Genomic DNA, 16,393 nt, shown 5'->3' with positions numbered 1-16,393 from the left:
GAATACTTCTGGGTCTGAGTGGAATGTCTCGTTCGATCATCCAAACCCGTTCGATCACCCCAAGGACCCGCTGTTGATGTTCACGCACCCTGAGGTCCTTCATGTCCCCCTCGGCCACCGCGCCGGTCGACGCCAGTAAGCAGGCTCCGACTCCCCCCGCCAACGGCATCGACAAGTTCTTCAAGATCAGCGAGCGTGGTTCCTCGGTCTCCCGGGAGATCCGGGGCGGGCTGGCCACGTTCTTTGCGATGGCCTACATCGTCGTACTGAACCCGATCATCCTCGGGGCCGGTACGGACAAGTTCGGCCATCAGCTCAACAACGGCCAGCTGGTCACCGCCACCGCCCTGATCGCGGGCCTGACCACGCTGCTCATGGGGATCATCGGCAACGTCCCCATCGCGCTGGCCGCGGGCCTCGGCATCAACGCCGTGGTCTCGCTCCAGCTCGCGCCCAAGATGAGCTGGCCGGACGCGATGGGCATGGTGGTGCTCGCGGGTCTGGTGCTGATGGTCCTCGTCGCCTCCGGGCTGCGGCAGCGGGTGATGGACGCGATTCCGTCCGGGCTGCGGCGGGCGATCGCGATCGGCATCGGGCTCTTCATCGCCCTGATCGGCCTGGTCGACTCCGGCTTCGTCAGCCGTAACCCCGACTCCGCGCACACCACCGTCCCCCTGGGCCTCGGCGTGGCCGGGCGGCTCCAGGGCTGGCCGGTGCTGGTCTTCGTGGCCGGTCTCGCGCTGACCTTCATCCTGATCGTCCGCAAGACGCGCGGCGCGATCCTGATCGGCATCGTGACCATGACCGTGGTCGCGATCGTGATCAACTCCCTGGCCGGGATCCCGGACGCCCAGTGGGGGCTGACCATCCCCTCGGTGCCGGAGAAGGTGGTCGACACCCCGGACTTCGGCCTCGTCGGCGATGTCAGCCTCTTCGGCGGCTTCCATGAGGTCGGCCTGCTCACCGGCTGTCTCTTCGTCTTCACCGTGCTGCTGTCCGGCTTCTTCGACGCGATGGGCACGATCATCGGCGTCGGCGAGGAGGCCGGGCTGACCGATGAGCGCGGTCAGCTGCCCGGCATGGGCCGGATCCTGATGATGGACGGCGTCGCGGTCGCGGGCGGCGGTTTCGGCTCGGCCTCGGCCAACACCTGCTTCGTGGAGTCCACGGCGGGCGTCGGGGAGGGGGCGCGCACCGGACTCGCGAACGTGGTGACCGGCGGGCTCTTCCTGCTCGCGCTGGTCTTCACCCCGCTGGCCAAGGTGGTGCCCTCGCAGGCCGCGACCCCCGCGCTGGTGGTCGTCGGCTTCCTGATCATGGCGGCGAACGTCAAGGAGATCGACTGGAGCGATTTCACGATCGCGATCCCGGCCTTCCTGACCATGATCTCGATGCCGTTCACGTACAGCATCACCAACGGGATCGGGCTGGGCGTCCTCTCGTTCCTGCTGCTGCGCGTCGCCACCCGGCGGACCCGGGAGATCCCGTGGCTGCTGGGCGCGGTGGGGCTGTGCTTCCTGGTGTACTTCCTGCTCAACCCGATCGAACAGGCACTCGGCGTCTCCTGAGCCGAGTTCGGCCCGGCCTGGGTCGAGTCGTCGTCCCGCCCCGGTGTACGCCGTCCCGCCTGGCGCATGAGCGTTCCGCCCCGAGCGCCCCGGACCCCCGTGGTCCTGGGCGCTCATGCGTGCCGCTATACGTCACTACCCGGAGTCAACTCACTCGTTCGGGTGAAATAAAAATAGGGAAGTACCCAGGGTTTTCATTAGGCGAGGTAATGAGTTATGCTAAAGACCATGCCGGATCTGTCCCGCCCCCAGCACCAGGCGGAGGCGCCCCCCGATGACGCGGCCGCCGTGAGTGCACTGCGGTCCGGAGTGATGCGCCTCTCGCGGCGGCTCAAGCACCAGCGGGTGGACGAATCGCTCAGCCCGACCGAGATGGCGGTCCTGGGCACGCTGGCCCAGTGCGGTTCCGCCACCCCCGGCGAGCTGGCCCGCAAGGAGCATGTCCAGCCGCCGTCGATGACCCGCATCGTGGCGCTGCTGGAGGCCAAGGGACTGGTCAGGCTCGAGCCGCATCCGGAGGACCGGCGGCAGAAGGTCGTCTCGCCGACCGAGCGGGCAGAGGCCATGCTCGAAGAGAGCCGACGCAAGCGCAACGCCTGGCTGGCCGAGCTGGTCGGGGAGCTGACCGAGGACGAGTGGGACGTGCTGCGCGCCGCCGCGCCCGTGCTGGAGAAGCTCGCGCACATGTAAGAACGACCCGAGGCAGCCAGGAGGCGAACGCACTTGAGTACGGGACCCGGAGCAGACTCCGCACCCGCACCGAAGAACCCCGCACACCCCGGAGACCCCGGAGGTCCTGGAAACCCGGGCAACTCCGGAATCCCCGTATCCGCCCCCGCCCCCGCGCCCGCCGCCACGGCGGGACGTACCCGGGGCGGGACCTTCCGTTCGCTGAGGATCCGCAACTACCGCCTGTTCGCCACCGGTGCCATGATCTCCAACACCGGCACCTGGATGTCGCGGATCGCCCAGGACTGGCTGGTCCTGAGTCTCACCGGCTCCTCCACCGCGGTCGGCATCACCACCGCGTTGCAGTTCCTGCCCATGCTGCTCTTCGGCCTCTACGGCGGGGTCATCGCGGACCGATGTCCCCGGCGCCGGCTGCTGCTCTTCACCCAGACCGCGCTGGGGCTGTGCGGGCTCGCCCTCGCCACCCTCACCCTGAGCGGCCATGTGCAGGTCTGGCACGTCTATCTCATCGCGTTCCTGCTCGGCATGGTCACCGTCGTCGACAATCCGACCCGCCAGGTCTTCGTCAACGAGATGGTCGGCCCCAAGGACCTGCGGAACGCGGTCAGCCTCAACTCCGCGAACTTCCAGTCCGCCCGGCTGATCGGCCCGGCGGTCGCCGGTGTGCTGATCACCGCCGTGGGCAGCGGCTGGGCCTTCCTGATCAACGGAGTCTCCTTCGCCGCCCCGATCATCGGGCTGCTGCTGATGCGCACCGGTGAGCTGCACAAGGTCGAGCGGGCGCCGCGCGGCAAGGGGCAGCTTCGGGAGGGGCTGCGCTATGTGGCCGGGAACCCCGAGCTGATCTGGCCGATCGTGCTCGTCGGCTTCATCGGCACCTTCGGCTTCAACTTCCCGATCTGGCTGAGCGCCTTCGCCGACGATGTCTTCCACGCCGGTCCTGGTACGTACGGCCTGCTCAACACCCTGATCGCGATCGGCTCGGTGACGGGCGCGCTGCTCGCCGCCCGGCGCGTGGTGGCCCGGCGGCGGCTGCTGGTCGGGGCGGCGCTGATGTTCGGCGTACTGGAGATGGTCGCGGCGGCCACCCCGTACTTCTGGCTCTTCGCGGCGCTCATGGTGCCGATCGGGATCTTCAGCCTGACGTTCAACGTGACCGCGAACTCCAGCGTCCAGCTCGCGACGGACCCCGCGATGCGGGGCCGGGTGATGAGCCTGTTCATGATGGTCTTCGTCGGCGGTACGCCGATCGGCGGCCCGCTGGTGGGCTGGCTGACCGACACCTGCGGCGCGCGCATCGGCTTCGCCGCGGGCGGCCTGGTCTCGGCGGCCGCCGCGGCCGCGGTGGGGCTGATCCTGGTCCGGGCCGGCGGGCTGCGGCTGAAGCTGGATCTGCGCCGGGGCCATCCGCATGTGATCTTCGTGCCCAGGACCCCGGAGACGGAGGAGAAGCCACTGGCCGCCACGGCCTGAACCGCCCCTCGGCCTCGCCGGGGCTCCGCCTCTTCGACCCGCCGGGGCTCCGCCCCTTCCGCCTCGCCGGGGCTCCGCCCCGGGCCCCGAACCGCTGGGAGGTGCCCCTGGAGGGGCTGGGTCGCCGACCCCCTCCAGGGGCTGAGTCGTGCGGGAGACTGGGCGGATGAGACTCTTCGCCGCCGTGTTGCCGCCGGAGCCGGCCGTCGCCGAGCTGGCCGCGCGGGTCAGGGCGCTCCGGGCGCTGCCGGGGGCGGACGGGCTGCGCTGGACCGAGCGGGAGGGCTGGCACTTCACGCTGGCCTTCTTCGGCGAGGTGGCCGAGGACGTACTGCCAGAGCTGCACACCCGGCTGGCCCGCGCCGCGCATCGGCACCACCCCCACGCGCTGCGGCTCGCGGGCGGCGGCCGGTTCGACGACCGGGTGGTATGGGTGGGCGTCGACGGCGACAGCGAGGCCCTGCGGCGGCTGGCCGACTCCGCCGAGGCGGGGGGCCGACGGGCCGGGGTCCCGATGGACCGGCACCGCCCGTACCACCCGCATCTGACCGTCGCCCGCGCCCGCTCCCCGCGGCACGGCTCCCCACGCCATGGCTCCGCCACCAGCCTCGCGCCGTACGTGGACGGCCTCACGGACTTCGCGGGCCGGGAGTGGACCGTGGGCGAGCTCAGCCTGGTGCGCAGCCATCCACCGGCCCCGGGCGTCCCCGGGCAGCAGCCGCGCTACGAGGTGGTGGCGGCCTGGCCGCTGGGGCACTGAGCGGTCCGGCTAATCTCGAGGTGTGGACCCCAAGACCAGAAACATGATCATGAGCGGCGCGCTGGTGCTGATTCTCGTCGTCGTCGCCGCGGCGGCCGCTCTCGGAGGCTGAACGCGAGGGGGCGTGGACCGCCGCGCGGCCCACGCCCCCTCCTGGCCCCCGCCCTCGACCACCAGGCGAGCGCCTCCGGCACTACCAGGCGAACGCCTCCGGCGAGGGCCCCGGACCCGGGAAGATCTCATCCAGCTCCGCCAGCACCTCCTCGCCCAGCTTCAGCTCCGACGCCCGCACCGCCGACGCCAGCTGCTCGGCCGTGCGCGGACCCACGATCGGACCGGTGACCCCGGGCCGGGTGAGCAGCCAGGCCAGGGCCGCCTCGCCGGGCTCGATGCCGTGCTTGGCCAGCAGGTCCTCGTACCGCTGGATCTGATCGCGCACCGTCGCGTTCTTCAGCGCGTCGGCGCTGCGCCCGGACGTGCTGCGCGCACCGCCGCCCTCGCGCTCCTTGCGGAGCGCGCCGCCGAGCAGCCCGCCGTGCAGCGGCGACCAGGGGATGATGCCCACGCCGTAGCCCTGCGCGGCCGGGATGACCTCCATCTCGGCGCGGCGCTCGGCCAGGTTGTACAGGCACTGCTCGCTGACCAGCCCGTAGGAACCACGGCGGGCCGCGGCCTCATTGGCCTGGGCGATGTGCCAGCCCGCGTGGTTGGAGGAGCCCGCGTAGACGATCTTGCCCTGCTGTACGAGGACGTCGATGGCCTGCCAGATCTCGTCCCACGGGGTGGAACGGTCCACGTGGTGGAACTGGTAGAGGTCGATGTAGTCCGTGCCGAGCCGCTTGAGGCTGGCGTCCACGGCCCGGCGGATGTTCACGGCCGAGAGCTTGTCGCTGTTGGGCCAGGGCTCACCCTCGGCGGCCATGTTTCCGTACACCTTGGTCGCGAGGACCGTCTTCTCGCGCCGCCCGCCGCCCTTGGCGAACCAGCTCCCGATGATTTCCTCGGTGCGGCCCTTGTTCTCGCCCCAGCCGTACACATTGGCGGTGTCGAAGAAGTTGATGCCCGCGTCGAGCGCGGCATCCATGATCGAGTGGCTGTCGGTCTCCTCCGTCTGCGGACCGAAGTTCATGGTGCCGAGGACGATACGGCTGACCTTGAGACCTGTGCGTCCGAGCTGCGTGTACTCCATGGGGATCAGCCAAGCCGTTGGAGTGCGCTCTAATCAAGGGGGGCGGGCCGGGGGCTCGGTCATCGGTGGTGGCAGGGTACCGGCCGAGAATTCCCCGCGGAAAACCCGAAAGCCCGCTTTTTGGCCCCCCGTGCGGTCAAAAAGCGGGCGTCTTGGGTTTTTGCGGCTCCGGTCTGAATTCAATCGAACAGGATTGCCGGGTGGGGCCGCTTAAGGAGGCCGTCGAATGCGGCCGGTCTTTTCGGATTACCGAGCGGCGCGGGACTTCATAAAGCCGAGGACGCCGAGGGCCAGGGCCATCAGTGCGCCGACCAGGACCATGTAGAGCCCCGGCCCCGCGGTCATGTCGTACAGCTTCGCGGCCTGCTCCGCCGCCTTCTCCGCGACCTGCTGCGACACACCCTCCTCGTCCTTCAGCTTCTGGACGACGAGCCGCTCGGGGTCCGCCATGTTGATGACCGCGACAATGGCCATGGCCAGCCCCAGAACGCCGCCGACCAGGTAGAGCGCCGCCTTCTTGGTGGCCATGGCGGCGATGAACAGGATCGCCGCGACCAGGGCGACGATCAGCGTGATGATGCCGTCGCCGTCGATGCCCTTGATGCCCCCGGTGGCGCCCTCGGCGTCGGAGATCACCCAGTTCACCATGGAGCCGACCAGTGCGATGACCGAGCCGACGAGCGCGAAGATCGCGATCTTCTTGGACGGCGCGGCCGGTGCGGCACCATGGCCCGGGGCACCGGCGGAATGGGCGGGCGGTGCGGTTTGCGCATAAGAGGACTGGCTGTATTCGCTCATGAGCTCAGACCGTAAGCGGGGCCTTTCTGCATTGCAATGCCGCCGCCCGCTATGCCGTCAATGACCGATAAATTTCTCGCCCAAATAATCCCCGGATGAGGTCAAATAATCTCGGGTTTATTTCGGGGTGGCTGCCCGCACAAATAATTGACAGACGTTATCTGCCCGTGATCGCGGAAGTCATGCGCGATCACGGAAGTCATGCCGGGACGGAAGGCGGAAGCCCTGCCCGGGGTCCGGGTGGAAGCCACCTCTCGGCGTGGTTCCGGCGCCTGACGCCCCCGGCGGGATGGCAGGCTTGGGCCCATGCGTCCGCTTCCGTTCGTACTCGGTGCCGCCGCGCTGCTGACCGTGTCCGCAGCCGCCCCGGCCGCCGCCGACGACTCGTCGTCGCCGTCCCCCTTCACGATCCAGGATTCACGGATCAGCGAGTCCAGCGGCCTCGCCGCGAGCCGTCTCCACCCCGGTGTCTACTGGACGCACAACGACAGCTCGGACGGCCCGTACGTCTACGCCGTGGACGGCAGGACCGGGAAGACGGTCGCCCGCGTCACGCTGCGCGGCATAGGGGATCCGCGCGATGTGGAAGCGATCTCGATAGGGCCGGACGGCAATGTCTACGTCGGCGATATCGGCGACAACCTGGGCGGGCAGTGGTCCCATGTGTGGATCTACCGCTTCCCGGAGCCGAAGCAGCTGAAGGACACCACCGTCACCGCGACCCAGTTCACCGTCAAGTACCAGGGCGGGCCGCGCAACGCCGAGGCGCTGATGGTCCACCCCAAGACGGGCCGCGTCTACATCGCCAGCAAGAGCGACGAGGACGGCGGGCTGTACGCCGGGCCGACCACGCTGAGCCCCTCCGGGGTGAATGTCTTCCAGCGGGTCTCCGACCTCGACCTGGAGGTCACGGACGGGGCGTTCTCCCCGGACGGTACCCGGCTGGTGCTCCGCGGCTACTTCTCGGCCGCCGAGTACCGCTGGCGGAACGGAAAGCCGACGCGGCTGAAGGAGGAGCCGGGGCTGCCGCTCCAGCGCCAGGGCGAGTCGGTCACCTTCACCCCGGACGGCGGCACGCTGATGTACGGCACCGAGGGCGCGGGGTCCAAGGTGACGCCGGTGGACCTCGGCGGGGAGCTGCTGCCGGACGCCACCGCGAAGGAGCAGAAGAAGAACGGGGAGTACTCCGACCGCGTCGACGGCAAGCTCACCGACGAGGACAAGAACGGCAACCTGGTCAAGGCCGGGCTCACCTTCGTCGGCGCGCTGGTGGTCTTCCTCGGCCTGCGCAAGCTCTTCCGCCGGAGCTGATCCTGGGGCTGGTCGTCGACGTACGCGAAGGGGCCCGCGGCCGGTGATCGGCCGCGGGCCCCTTCGCGTACGGAGCGAGCCCTCAGAGGTGCTCGATGACGTAGTCCACGCACGCCGTGAGGGCCTCGACGTCCGCCGGGTCCACGGCCGGGAACATCGCCACCCGCAGCTGGTTGCGGCCCAGCTTGCGGTACGGCTCGGTGTCCACGACGCCGTTGGCCCGCAGCGCCTTGGCGACCGCGGCGGCGTCGATCTCCTCGTTGAAGTCGATCGTGCCCACGACCTGCGACCGCTTGGCCGGGTCGACCACGAACGGGGTGGCGAACTTGGACTCCTCGGCCCAGCCGTACAGCGTGCGCGAGGAGGTCGCGGTGCGCCGCACCGCCCAGTCCAGACCGCCCTGGCCGTTGATCCACTTCAGCTGGTCGTCGAGCAGGAAGAGCGTCGCCAGCGCCGGGGTGTTGTACGTCTGGTTCTTCAGCGAGTTGTCGATCGCGGTCGGCAGCGAGAAGAACTCGGGGACGTGCCGGCCGGAGGCGTGGATCCGGGCGGCGCGCTCCAGCGCGGCGGGCGAGAAGACGCCGATCCACAGGCCGCCGTCGGCCGCGAAGGACTTCTGCGGCGCGAAGTAGTAGACGTCCGTCTCGGCGATGTCGATCGGCAGACCGCCCGCCCCGGAGGTGGCGTCCACCAGCACCAGCGCGCCCTCGTCGGCACCGGCCACCCGCTGGATGGGCATGGCGACACCGGTGGAGGTCTCGTTGTGGGTGAAGGCGTAGACGTCGGTGCCGCTCTCGGCGCTCGGCTCCGGGTGGGTGCCGGGGTCGGAGGTGATCACCGTGGGCTCCTCGAGCCACGGCGCCAGCTTCGCCGCCTTGGCGAACTTCGAGGAGAACTCGCCGAAGGACAGATGCTGGGACTTGGTGTCGATCAGCCCGTGGGTCGCGATGTCCCAGAAGGCGGTGGAGCCGCCGTTGCCCAGGATGACCTCGTACCCCTCCGGGAGTTGGAAGAGCTCGCGCACCCCTTCGCGTACGGCGCCGACCAGGTTCTTGACCGGGGCCTGGCGGTGGGAGGTGCCCAGCAGGGAGCTTCCGGTCGCGGCCAGGGCGCTCAGCGCCTCGGTGCGCACCTTGGAGGGGCCCGAGCCGAAGCGTCCGTCGGCGGGCTTGATGTCATCGGGAATCCGGATGTCAGCCACGAGCCGAAGCCTAATCCGTCGGCCGCCGCGGTCCGACCGTCCGTCCAGCGGGTGAGACGGTATGTCCACATCCTGTTGACGCGCGAGGATGTGCCGGTATAGGGGCCGATCGCGGAACATGGCGGCCGTAAGGCGGCCATGCGGGTCATGGTCGCCATGCATGGCGACCATGAAGCGGCCATGAATCGGAATTGGACATTCTCAAGGGCCGCCTCGCCGTGGACCATGGAGGGCATGGCTGATCACCAGGCAGACGAGCTGGAGCAGGCGCTGCGACGAGCCGTTCGCGGGGACGTCTCCTTCGATACGGCGAGCCGGGCCCTGATGACCATGGACGCGTCGAACTACCGACGGGTCCCCGCCGGGGTGGTCGCGCCCCGCGACGCCGACGACGTGGCGGCGGTGCTGGCCGCGTGCCGGGAGCGCGGGGTGCCGGTGGTCGCGCGCGGCGGCGGGACCTCGATCGCGGGACAGGCCACCGGGCTCGGCGTCGTCCTCGACTTCACCCGCCATATGCGCGGCATCCGCTCGCTCGACCCCGAACGGCGCACCGCCGTCGTCCAGCCGGGCGTGATCTGCGACGACCTCCGTACGGCGGCCGGCGCCCATGGGCTGACGTTCGGCCCCGACCCGTCCACCCACAGCCGCTGCACCCTCGGCGGCATGATCGGCAACAACTCCTGCGGCTCCCACTCCGTGGCCTGGGGCACCACCGCCGACAACGTCCACGAGCTGGACGTGCTCACCTACGGCGGGGAGCGGGTGCGGGCCGCCCAGGGCCTCCACGACCTGCCCGGCCGGCTCCGCGACGGCATACGCTCCCTGGCCGGTCAGCACCTGGCCCTGCTGCGCACCGGCTTCCCCGAGCTGCCCCGCCGGATCTCCGGCTACGCCCTCGACGAGCTGCTGCCGGAGAAGAACGCCGACCTGGCCCGCGCCCTCACCGGCAGCGAGGGCACCCTCGGCGTGGTGACCGAGGCGACCGTAAGGCTGGTGGAGGCGCCCGGCGCCCGAGCCCTGGCCGTGCTCGGCTACCCCGACGAGAGCGCGGCGGCCGAGGCCGCGCACACCCTGCTGCCGTACGGCCCGCTGACCGTCGAGGGCATGGCCGCCGACCTGGTCGCCGGGGCGACCGGGCTGCCCAAGGGCGGCGCCTGGCTGTTCGTGGAGGTCGGCGGCGCCACCCGCGAGGAGGCGCTCTCCCGCGCCCAGGAGGTGGCCCGCGCCGCCGCCGAGGCCACCACCGACCACACCGTGGTCGCCGACCCGGCCGGGCAGCGCGCCCTGTGGCGGGTGCGCGAGGACGCCTCCGGGACCGCCACCAGGACGCCCGACGGCAGCGAGGCATGGCCCGGCTGGGAGGACTGCGCGGTGCCGCCGCCCCGGCTCGGCGCGTATCTCCGCGACTTCCGCGCCCTGATGGCCCAGCACGGGCTGCGCGGCACGCCGTACGGGCACTTCGGGGACGGCTGCATCCACGTCCGCATCGACTTCGACCTGCTGACCGAGCCCGGTATCCGGGTCTTCCGCGCCTTCTCCGCCGACCTCGCCGATCTCGTCGTCGCCCACGGCGGCTCGCTCTCCGGCGAACACGGCGACGGCCTGGCCCGCGCCGAGCTGCTGCCGCGCATGTACGGGGCGGAGATGGTCGGCCTCTTCTCTCGCTTCAAGGACCTGTGGGACCCGGAGGGCGGCCTCAACCCCGGCGTCCTGGCCCGCCCCCAGCGCCTGGACCAGAACCTGCGCTTCGATCCGCTGCCGAGGCGCCCGGTGGACGTCGAGTTCGGCTATCCGCACGACAAGGGCGACTTCTCGGCGGCGGTCCGGCGCTGTGTGGGCGTCGCCAAGTGCCGTAACGAGTCGGTGTCCGGCTCCGGGGTGATGTGCCCGTCGTACCGCGTGACCGGCGAGGAGAAGCACTCCACCCGCGGCCGCGCCCGGCTGCTGCACGAGATGCTCGCGGGCGAGGTCGTCCAGGACGGCTGGCGCTCGGAGGAGGTACGGGACGCGCTCGACCTGTGCCTGTCCTGCAAGGGCTGCCGCAGCGACTGCCCGGTGGAGGTCGACATGGCCACCTACAAGGCGGAGTTCCTGCACCACCACTACGAGGGCCGAATGCGCCCCGCCGCCCACTACTCGATGGGCTGGCTCCCGGTGTGGCTGCGCGCGGCGTCCCTCCTGCGGGCGGCCCCGGCGGCCAACGCGCTGGCCGGGGTGAGCCCACTGGCCACCCTGGCCAAACGGATGGGCGGCATCGCCCCCGAGCGCGACATCCCGGAACTGGCCCGCGAGCCCTTCACGAGGTGGTGGCGCGACCGCGTCCGCGAGGCGGCGCGCGCGTCGGGGACCGGACCGGTGGCCGGGCGCGGGCGGACCGTTGTCCTATGGCCGGACACCTTCACCAACCACCTCTCCCCGTCCGTCGGCCGTTCGGCGGTCGCCGTGCTGGAGGCGGCCGGGCTGCGGGTGGTCGTCCCGCCGAAGCCCGTGTGCTGCGGGCTCACCTGGGTCTCCACCGGCCAGCTCGACCGCGCCCGCACGGTCATGCGGCGCACCCTTGACGTCATGGCCCCGGCCCTGGACGCCGGGCTCCCGGTGGTCGGCCTCGAACCCAGCTGCACCGCCGCCCTCCGCACCGACCTCCCCGAACTCCTCACCGCAGACCCGCGCGCCGCCCGCCTCGCCGAGTCCGTCTCGACGTTCGCCCAGGTGCTGGAGCGCTACGCCCCCGACTGGCAGCCCCCGAGGATCGACCGCCCCGTCGTCGGCCAGACCCACTGCCACCAGCACGCCGTCCTGGGCGACGCCGCCGAGCGCCGCCTGCGCGAACGCGCGGGCCTTACGGGCACCTTGAGCGGCGGCTGCTGCGGCCTGGCGGGCAACTTCGGCTTCGAGGACGGCCACTACGAGGTCTCGGCGGCCTGCGCCGAGGAGCAACTGCTGCCATCCGTAAGGGCCGCGGAACCCGGCGCCGAAGTCCTGGCGGACGGCTACTCCTGCCGCACCCAACTCACCCAGCTGGCGGGCCGGAAGGGCCGCCACCTGGCAGAGGTCCTGGCGGAACGGCTGCCGTAGGCCCCACTGCCCGTGCGCCGAGCCGACCAGGTCCACTGCCGGCGCGCCCTGACGGACTGTCTCAACCGGCTGAATCATGCAAGCGTGCTTGATTGTTTCTCGTCACGCTGCCACTCTCGCTCGACGAGACCCGACGACGGGAGCGACGCGTGTCCGAGACGGAGGCTCTGCTCGGCGATCTGCGGGCGGAGGGTGACGAGTTGGACGGCCTGGTGGCCGGGCTCGGGGGCGCGGAGTGGCGGACGCCGACGCCCGCGCCCGGGTGGACCATCGCCCACCAGATCGCCCATCTCGCGTGGACCGACGAACGGGCCGTACAGGCCGCCGAGGACGCCCAGGGGTTCGCGGACGAGGTGCGCCGGGCGTGGGCCGCGCCGGACGCGTTCGTGGACGAGGGCGCCGAGCGCGGCGCGGCCGCGCCGCCCGAGGTGCTGCTGGGCCGCTGGCGCGAGGGGCGGGAGCGGCTGCTCCAGACGCTGGCCGCGCAGCCGCCGCGCGCCCGGCTGCCGTGGTACGGGCCGCCGATGAGCGTGATGTCCATGGCGACCGCCCGGCTGATGGAGACCTGGGCGCACGGGCAGGACATCGCCGACGCCCTGGGGGTGCGCCGGGCCCCCACCGCCCGGCTGCGCCATGTGGCCCGGATCGGGGTCCGGGCGCGGGGCTACGCGTACGCGGCGCGGGGGATGGAGCCGCCGGCCGAGGAGTTCCGGGTCGAACTCACCGCGCCGGACGGTGAGGTGTGGACGTACGGGCCGGAGGACGCCGGTCAGCGGGTCACCGGGCCCGTTCTGGACTTCTGTCTGCTGGTGACCCAGCGGGCCCACCGCGACGATCTGGCCGTACGTGCCGAGGGGCCGGACGCGGACCGCTGGCTGGACATCGCCCAGGCGTTCGCGGGCCCGCCGGGCAAGGGCCGCGCCCCGGGGCAGTGGACGGAGCACACCGGCGGTGATGCCCCGGGCGACACCACCACCGCCCCCCAGCGCGACGAGCCCGGACACCGCCCCGGAGGCGCCCCGTGACCCCTCCGCCCCGCCCCCTCCGCATCGGCAACGCCTCGGGCTTCTACGGCGACCGCTTCGACGCGCTGCGCGAGATGCTCACCGGTGGGCCCCTGGACGTGCTGACCGGTGACTACCTCGCCGAGTTGACCATGCTCATCCTGGGCCGGGACCGCGCCAAGGACCCGGCGCGGGGCTATGCCACGACCTTTCCGCGCCAGCTCGAGGAGACCCTGGGGCTCGCCATGGAGCGCGGCGTACGGCTCGTCACCAACGCGGGCGGGCTCAACCCGGCCGGGCTGGCGGACGCGATCCGCGAGCTCGCCGAGCGGCTCGGGATCCAGTGCCGGGTGGCCCATGTCGAGGGCGACGACCTGCTCGGCGCCCGCGCGTGGGGGCCGGGCGTGGTCACCGCCAACGCGTATCTCGGCGGGGCCGGGATCACTGCCTGTCTGCGCGGTGGCGCGGACGTGGTGGTCACCGGGCGGGTGACGGACGCCGCGCTGGTGACGGGCCCGGCCGCCGCGCACTTCGGATGGGCCGCAGACGACTGGGACGCGCTCGCCGGAGCCGTGGTCGCCGGGCACATCCTGGAGTGCGGCACCCAGGCGACCGGCGGCAACTACTCCTTCTTCGCCGAGCACGACGTCCGCCGCCCCGGCTTCCCCCTCGCCGAGATCCACCCCGACGGCTCCAGCGTGATCACCAAGCATCCGCACACCGGCGGCGCCGTCACGGTCGGCACCGTCACCGCCCAGCTCCTCTACGAGACGGCGGGCGCCCGCTACCCGGGCCCGGATGTCACCGCCCGGCTGGACTCGGTGCGGCTGGCCCAGGACGGCCCGGACCGGGTGCGCGTCCACGGCGTACGCGGCGAGGCGCCGCCCCGCACCCTCAAGACCGGGCTGACCCGGCTCGGCGGCCACCGCAATGAGGTGGTGTTCGTGCTCACCGGCCTGGACATCGAGGCCAAGGCGGCGCTCGTACGGGACCAGATGGAGGGGGCGATGGCCAAGCGCCGCCCCGCCGAGGTCCGCTGGACCCTCTCCCGTACCGACCACCCCGACGCGGCCGTCCAGGAGGAGGCGAGCGCGCTGCTGCGGCTGGTGGTGCGCGACCGGGACCCGGCGGCGGTGGGCAGGGTGATCAGCGGCGCGGCCGTCGAACTGGCCCTCGCCAGCTACCCCGGCTTCCATGTCACCGCCCCGCCCGGAAAGGGCTCCCCTTACGGCGTCTTCGAGGCGGTGGAGACCCCGGCCGACACCGTGCCGCACACCGCCGTACTGCCCGACGGCTCCCGGCTGTCCATCCCCCCGGCGCCCACCACGCCCGCCGCCGGAGGCCCCGTGGACGAGCCTTCGCCGCCGCCCCCGCTGCCGCCGGGCCCGACCCGCCGTGCCCCGCTCGGCGCGGTCGCCGGGGCCCGCAGCGGCGACAAGGGCGGCAGCGCCAACATCGGCGTCTGGGCGCGCGGCGAGGACGCCTGGCGCTGGCTGGCCCACACCCTCACCGTCGACCGGCTGCGGGAGCTGCTCCCGGAGACGGCCGAACTGAACGTCACCCGCCATCCGCTGCCCCGGCTGCGGGCCCTCAACTTCGTCGTGGACGGCCTGCTCGGCGAGGGCGTCGCCGCGCAGGCCCGCTTCGACCCCCAGGCCAAGGCCGTCGGCGAATGGCTGCGCTCCCGCCACCTCGACATACCGGAGGTTCTTCTGTGACCGTGCTCGCGTCCGCGCTCGATCCCGCAGGCGCCGACTACACGGCCCACCGCGAGGCGATGCTCGCCAAGCTCGATGAGCTCTCCGCCGAACACGCCAAGGCGCTGGCGGGCGGCGGCGAGAAGTACGTCGAGCGGCACCGCAAGCGCGGGAAGCTGCTCGTCCGGGAGCGGATCGAACTGCTCCTGGACCCCGATACGCCCTTTCTGGAGCTGTCCCCGCTGGCCGCGTGGGGCAGCGACTACCCGGTCGGGGCGTCCGTCGTCACCGGTATCGGGGTGATCTCCGGTGTCGAGTGCCTGATCAGCGCCAACGACCCCACCGTGCGGGGCGGTGCGAGCAATCCGTGGACGCTGAGGAAGTCGCTGCGCGCGCATGAGATCGCCCGGGCGAACCGCCTCCCGGTCGTCAGCCTCGTCGAGTCCGGCGGCGCCGATCTCCCCTCCCAGAAGGAGATCTTCATCCCGGGCGGGGCGATGTTCCGCGACCTCACCCGGCTGTCCGCCGAGGGGATCCCCACGATCGCCGTGGTCTTCGGCAACTCCACCGCCGGAGGCGCGTACATCCCCGGGATGTCCGACCACGTGATCATGGTCAAGGAGCGCTCCAAGGTCTTCCTGGGCGGTCCGCCGCTGGTGAAGATGGCCACCGGCGAGGAGAGCGACGACGAGTCGCTGGGCGGCGCCGAGATGCACGCCCGCACCTCCGGGCTGGCCGACTACTTCGCCACCGACGAGCCCGACGCGCTGCGCCAGGCCCGCCGGGTGGTGGCCCGCCTCAACTGGCGCAAGGCGCACCCCGATCCCGGGCCCGCCGAACCGCCGAAGTACGACGCCGAGGAGCTGCTCGGCATCGTTCCGAGCGATCTGAAGGTCCCGTTCGATCCGCGTGAGGTGATCGCCCGGATCGTCGACGGCTCGGACTTCGACGAGTTCAAGCCGCTGTACGGGCGGAGTCTGGCCACCGGCTGGGCCGCGCTGCACGGCTATCCGGTCGGGGTCCTGGCCAATGCCCAGGGGGTGCTGTTCAGCGAGGAGTCGCAGAAGGCCGCGCAGTTCATCCAGCTCGCCAACCAGCGCGACATCCCGCTGCTCTTCCTGCACAACACCACGGGCTACATGGTCGGCCGCGACTACGAGCAGGGCGGGATCATCAAGCACGGCGCCATGATGATCAACGCCGTCTCCAACTCCCGGGTACCGCATCTGTCGGTGCTCATCGGCGCCTCGTACGGCGCCGGTCACTACGGGATGTGCGGCCGGGCGTACGACCCGCGCTTCCTCTTCGCCTGGCCCAGCGCCAAGTCCGCCGTGATGGGCCCGCAGCAGCTCGCCGGGGTGATGTCGATCGTCGCCCGGCAGTCCGCCGCCGCCAAGGGGCAGCCGTACGACGAGGAGGCCGACGCCGCGCTGCGCGCCATGGTGGAGCAGCAGATCGAGTCCGAGTCGCTGCCGCTCTTCCTGTCCGGGCGGCTCTACGACGACGGCGTCATCGACCCGCGCGACACCCGCACCGTGCTCGGCCTGTGTCTGTCCGCCCTGCACACCGCGCCGGTCGAGGGCGCGCGCGGTGGCTTCGGCGTCTTCCGGATGTGAGTGAGGAACCC

Annotated in this window: 12 protein-coding genes; 9 read left to right on the top strand and 3 right to left on the bottom strand. The window is 71.7% G+C overall.

What is annotated here, in order from left to right:
- Window positions 1-101: 101 nt before the first annotated feature.
- The 4 genes from ABD329_RS08915 (at window position 102) to thpR (ending at window position 4,491) form a co-directional block, all read left to right on the top strand.
- A complete protein-coding gene (locus ABD329_RS08915) occupies window positions 102-1,568 on the top strand; it encodes an NCS2 family permease (RefSeq protein WP_198280322.1) in 1,467 nt (488 codons plus the stop codon).
- A 228-nt stretch (window positions 1,569-1,796) separates the two neighbouring features.
- The gene (locus ABD329_RS08910; RefSeq protein ID WP_044573694.1) at window positions 1,797-2,258 is read left to right on the top strand and encodes a MarR family winged helix-turn-helix transcriptional regulator; all 462 of its coding nucleotides are present in this window, start codon (window positions 1,797-1,799) and stop codon (window positions 2,256-2,258) included.
- A gap of 33 nt (window positions 2,259-2,291) precedes the next feature.
- Window positions 2,292-3,731 carry an MFS transporter gene (locus ABD329_RS08905; protein ID WP_344316187.1) on the top strand — a complete coding sequence of 480 codons (1,440 nt, stop codon included), beginning with the start codon at window positions 2,292-2,294 and terminating at the stop codon, window positions 3,729-3,731.
- Window positions 3,732-3,897: 166 nt separating this feature from the next.
- Entirely contained in the window at window positions 3,898-4,491 is a 594-nt protein-coding gene (gene thpR, locus ABD329_RS08900; RefSeq protein ID WP_198279411.1) for an RNA 2',3'-cyclic phosphodiesterase, read from the top strand.
- A 193-nt stretch (window positions 4,492-4,684) separates the two neighbouring features.
- On the opposite strand, the gene ABD329_RS08895 is transcribed toward thpR, so the two are convergent.
- Both ABD329_RS08895 and ABD329_RS08890 read right to left on the bottom strand, forming a co-directional pair.
- Entirely contained in the window at window positions 4,685-5,680 is a 996-nt protein-coding gene (locus ABD329_RS08895; RefSeq protein WP_198279410.1) for an aldo/keto reductase, read from the bottom strand.
- 246 nt (window positions 5,681-5,926) lie between these two features.
- Entirely contained in the window at window positions 5,927-6,478 is a 552-nt protein-coding gene (locus tag ABD329_RS08890; RefSeq protein ID WP_198279409.1) for a hypothetical protein, read from the bottom strand.
- A gap of 306 nt (window positions 6,479-6,784) precedes the next feature.
- On the opposite strand from ABD329_RS08890, the gene ABD329_RS08885 reads away from it, so the two are divergent.
- Window positions 6,785-7,789: a hypothetical protein gene (locus tag ABD329_RS08885; RefSeq protein ID WP_198279408.1), complete on the top strand. Its 1,005-nt coding sequence runs from the start codon at window positions 6,785-6,787 to the stop codon at window positions 7,787-7,789.
- 82 nt (window positions 7,790-7,871) lie between these two features.
- Here ABD329_RS08885 and serC read toward each other — a convergent pair whose 3' ends face one another.
- Window positions 7,872-8,990 carry a phosphoserine transaminase gene (gene serC / locus ABD329_RS08880; RefSeq protein ID WP_198279407.1) on the bottom strand — a complete coding sequence of 373 codons (1,119 nt, stop codon included), beginning with the start codon at window positions 8,988-8,990 and terminating at the stop codon, window positions 7,872-7,874.
- 234 nt (window positions 8,991-9,224) lie between these two features.
- On the opposite strand from serC, the gene ABD329_RS08875 reads away from it, so the two are divergent.
- From ABD329_RS08875 to ABD329_RS08860, 4 genes are all read left to right on the top strand, one after another.
- Window positions 9,225-12,065 (top strand): FAD-binding and (Fe-S)-binding domain-containing protein, encoded by a 2,841-nt coding sequence (locus ABD329_RS08875; protein ID WP_198279406.1) that lies wholly within the window; start codon window positions 9,225-9,227, stop codon window positions 12,063-12,065.
- A 149-nt stretch (window positions 12,066-12,214) separates the two neighbouring features.
- Window positions 12,215-13,090 (top strand): TIGR03084 family metal-binding protein, encoded by an 876-nt coding sequence (locus ABD329_RS08870; protein WP_344316186.1) that lies wholly within the window; start codon window positions 12,215-12,217, stop codon window positions 13,088-13,090.
- Complete coding sequence (locus ABD329_RS08865) at window positions 13,087-14,787, top strand: acyclic terpene utilization AtuA family protein (RefSeq protein ID WP_344316185.1); 1,701 nt, start codon at window positions 13,087-13,089, stop codon at window positions 14,785-14,787. The genes ABD329_RS08870 and ABD329_RS08865 overlap by 4 nt, the downstream gene beginning before the upstream one ends.
- On the top strand, window positions 14,784-16,382 hold the full coding sequence (locus tag ABD329_RS08860; RefSeq protein ID WP_198279697.1) for a carboxyl transferase domain-containing protein: 1,599 nt from the start codon (window positions 14,784-14,786) through the stop codon (window positions 16,380-16,382). Before ABD329_RS08865 ends, ABD329_RS08860 begins: the two co-directional genes overlap by 4 nt.
- Window positions 16,383-16,393 lie beyond the last annotated feature (11 nt).

The sequence above is a fragment of the Streptomyces javensis genome (assembly GCF_039525925.1).
Lineage (GTDB): Bacteria > Actinomycetota > Actinomycetes > Streptomycetales > Streptomycetaceae > Streptomyces > Streptomyces asiaticus.
The sequence above is the reverse complement of the archived record's forward strand: the minus strand, read 5'-3'. Positions and strand labels throughout refer to the sequence as shown.

Bases quoted from the DNA above. Each gene is read 5' to 3' on its own strand.
- ABD329_RS08910 (WP_044573694.1), top strand. From the start codon at position 1,797: ATGCCGGATCTGTCCCGCCCCCAGCACCAGGCGGAGGCGCCCCCCGAT.
- ABD329_RS08890 (WP_198279409.1), bottom strand. From the start codon at position 6,478: ATGAGCGAATACAGCCAGTCCTCTTATGCGCAAACCGCACCGCCCGCC.
- ABD329_RS08895 (WP_198279410.1), bottom strand. From the start codon at position 5,680: ATGGAGTACACGCAGCTCGGACGCACAGGTCTCAAGGTCAGCCGTATC.
- thpR (WP_198279411.1), top strand. From the start codon at position 3,898: ATGAGACTCTTCGCCGCCGTGTTGCCGCCGGAGCCGGCCGTCGCCGAG.
- ABD329_RS08885 (WP_198279408.1), top strand. From the start codon at position 6,785: ATGCGTCCGCTTCCGTTCGTACTCGGTGCCGCCGCGCTGCTGACCGTG.
- ABD329_RS08915 (WP_198280322.1), top strand. From the start codon at position 102: ATGTCCCCCTCGGCCACCGCGCCGGTCGACGCCAGTAAGCAGGCTCCG.
- ABD329_RS08875 (WP_198279406.1), top strand. From the start codon at position 9,225: ATGGCTGATCACCAGGCAGACGAGCTGGAGCAGGCGCTGCGACGAGCC.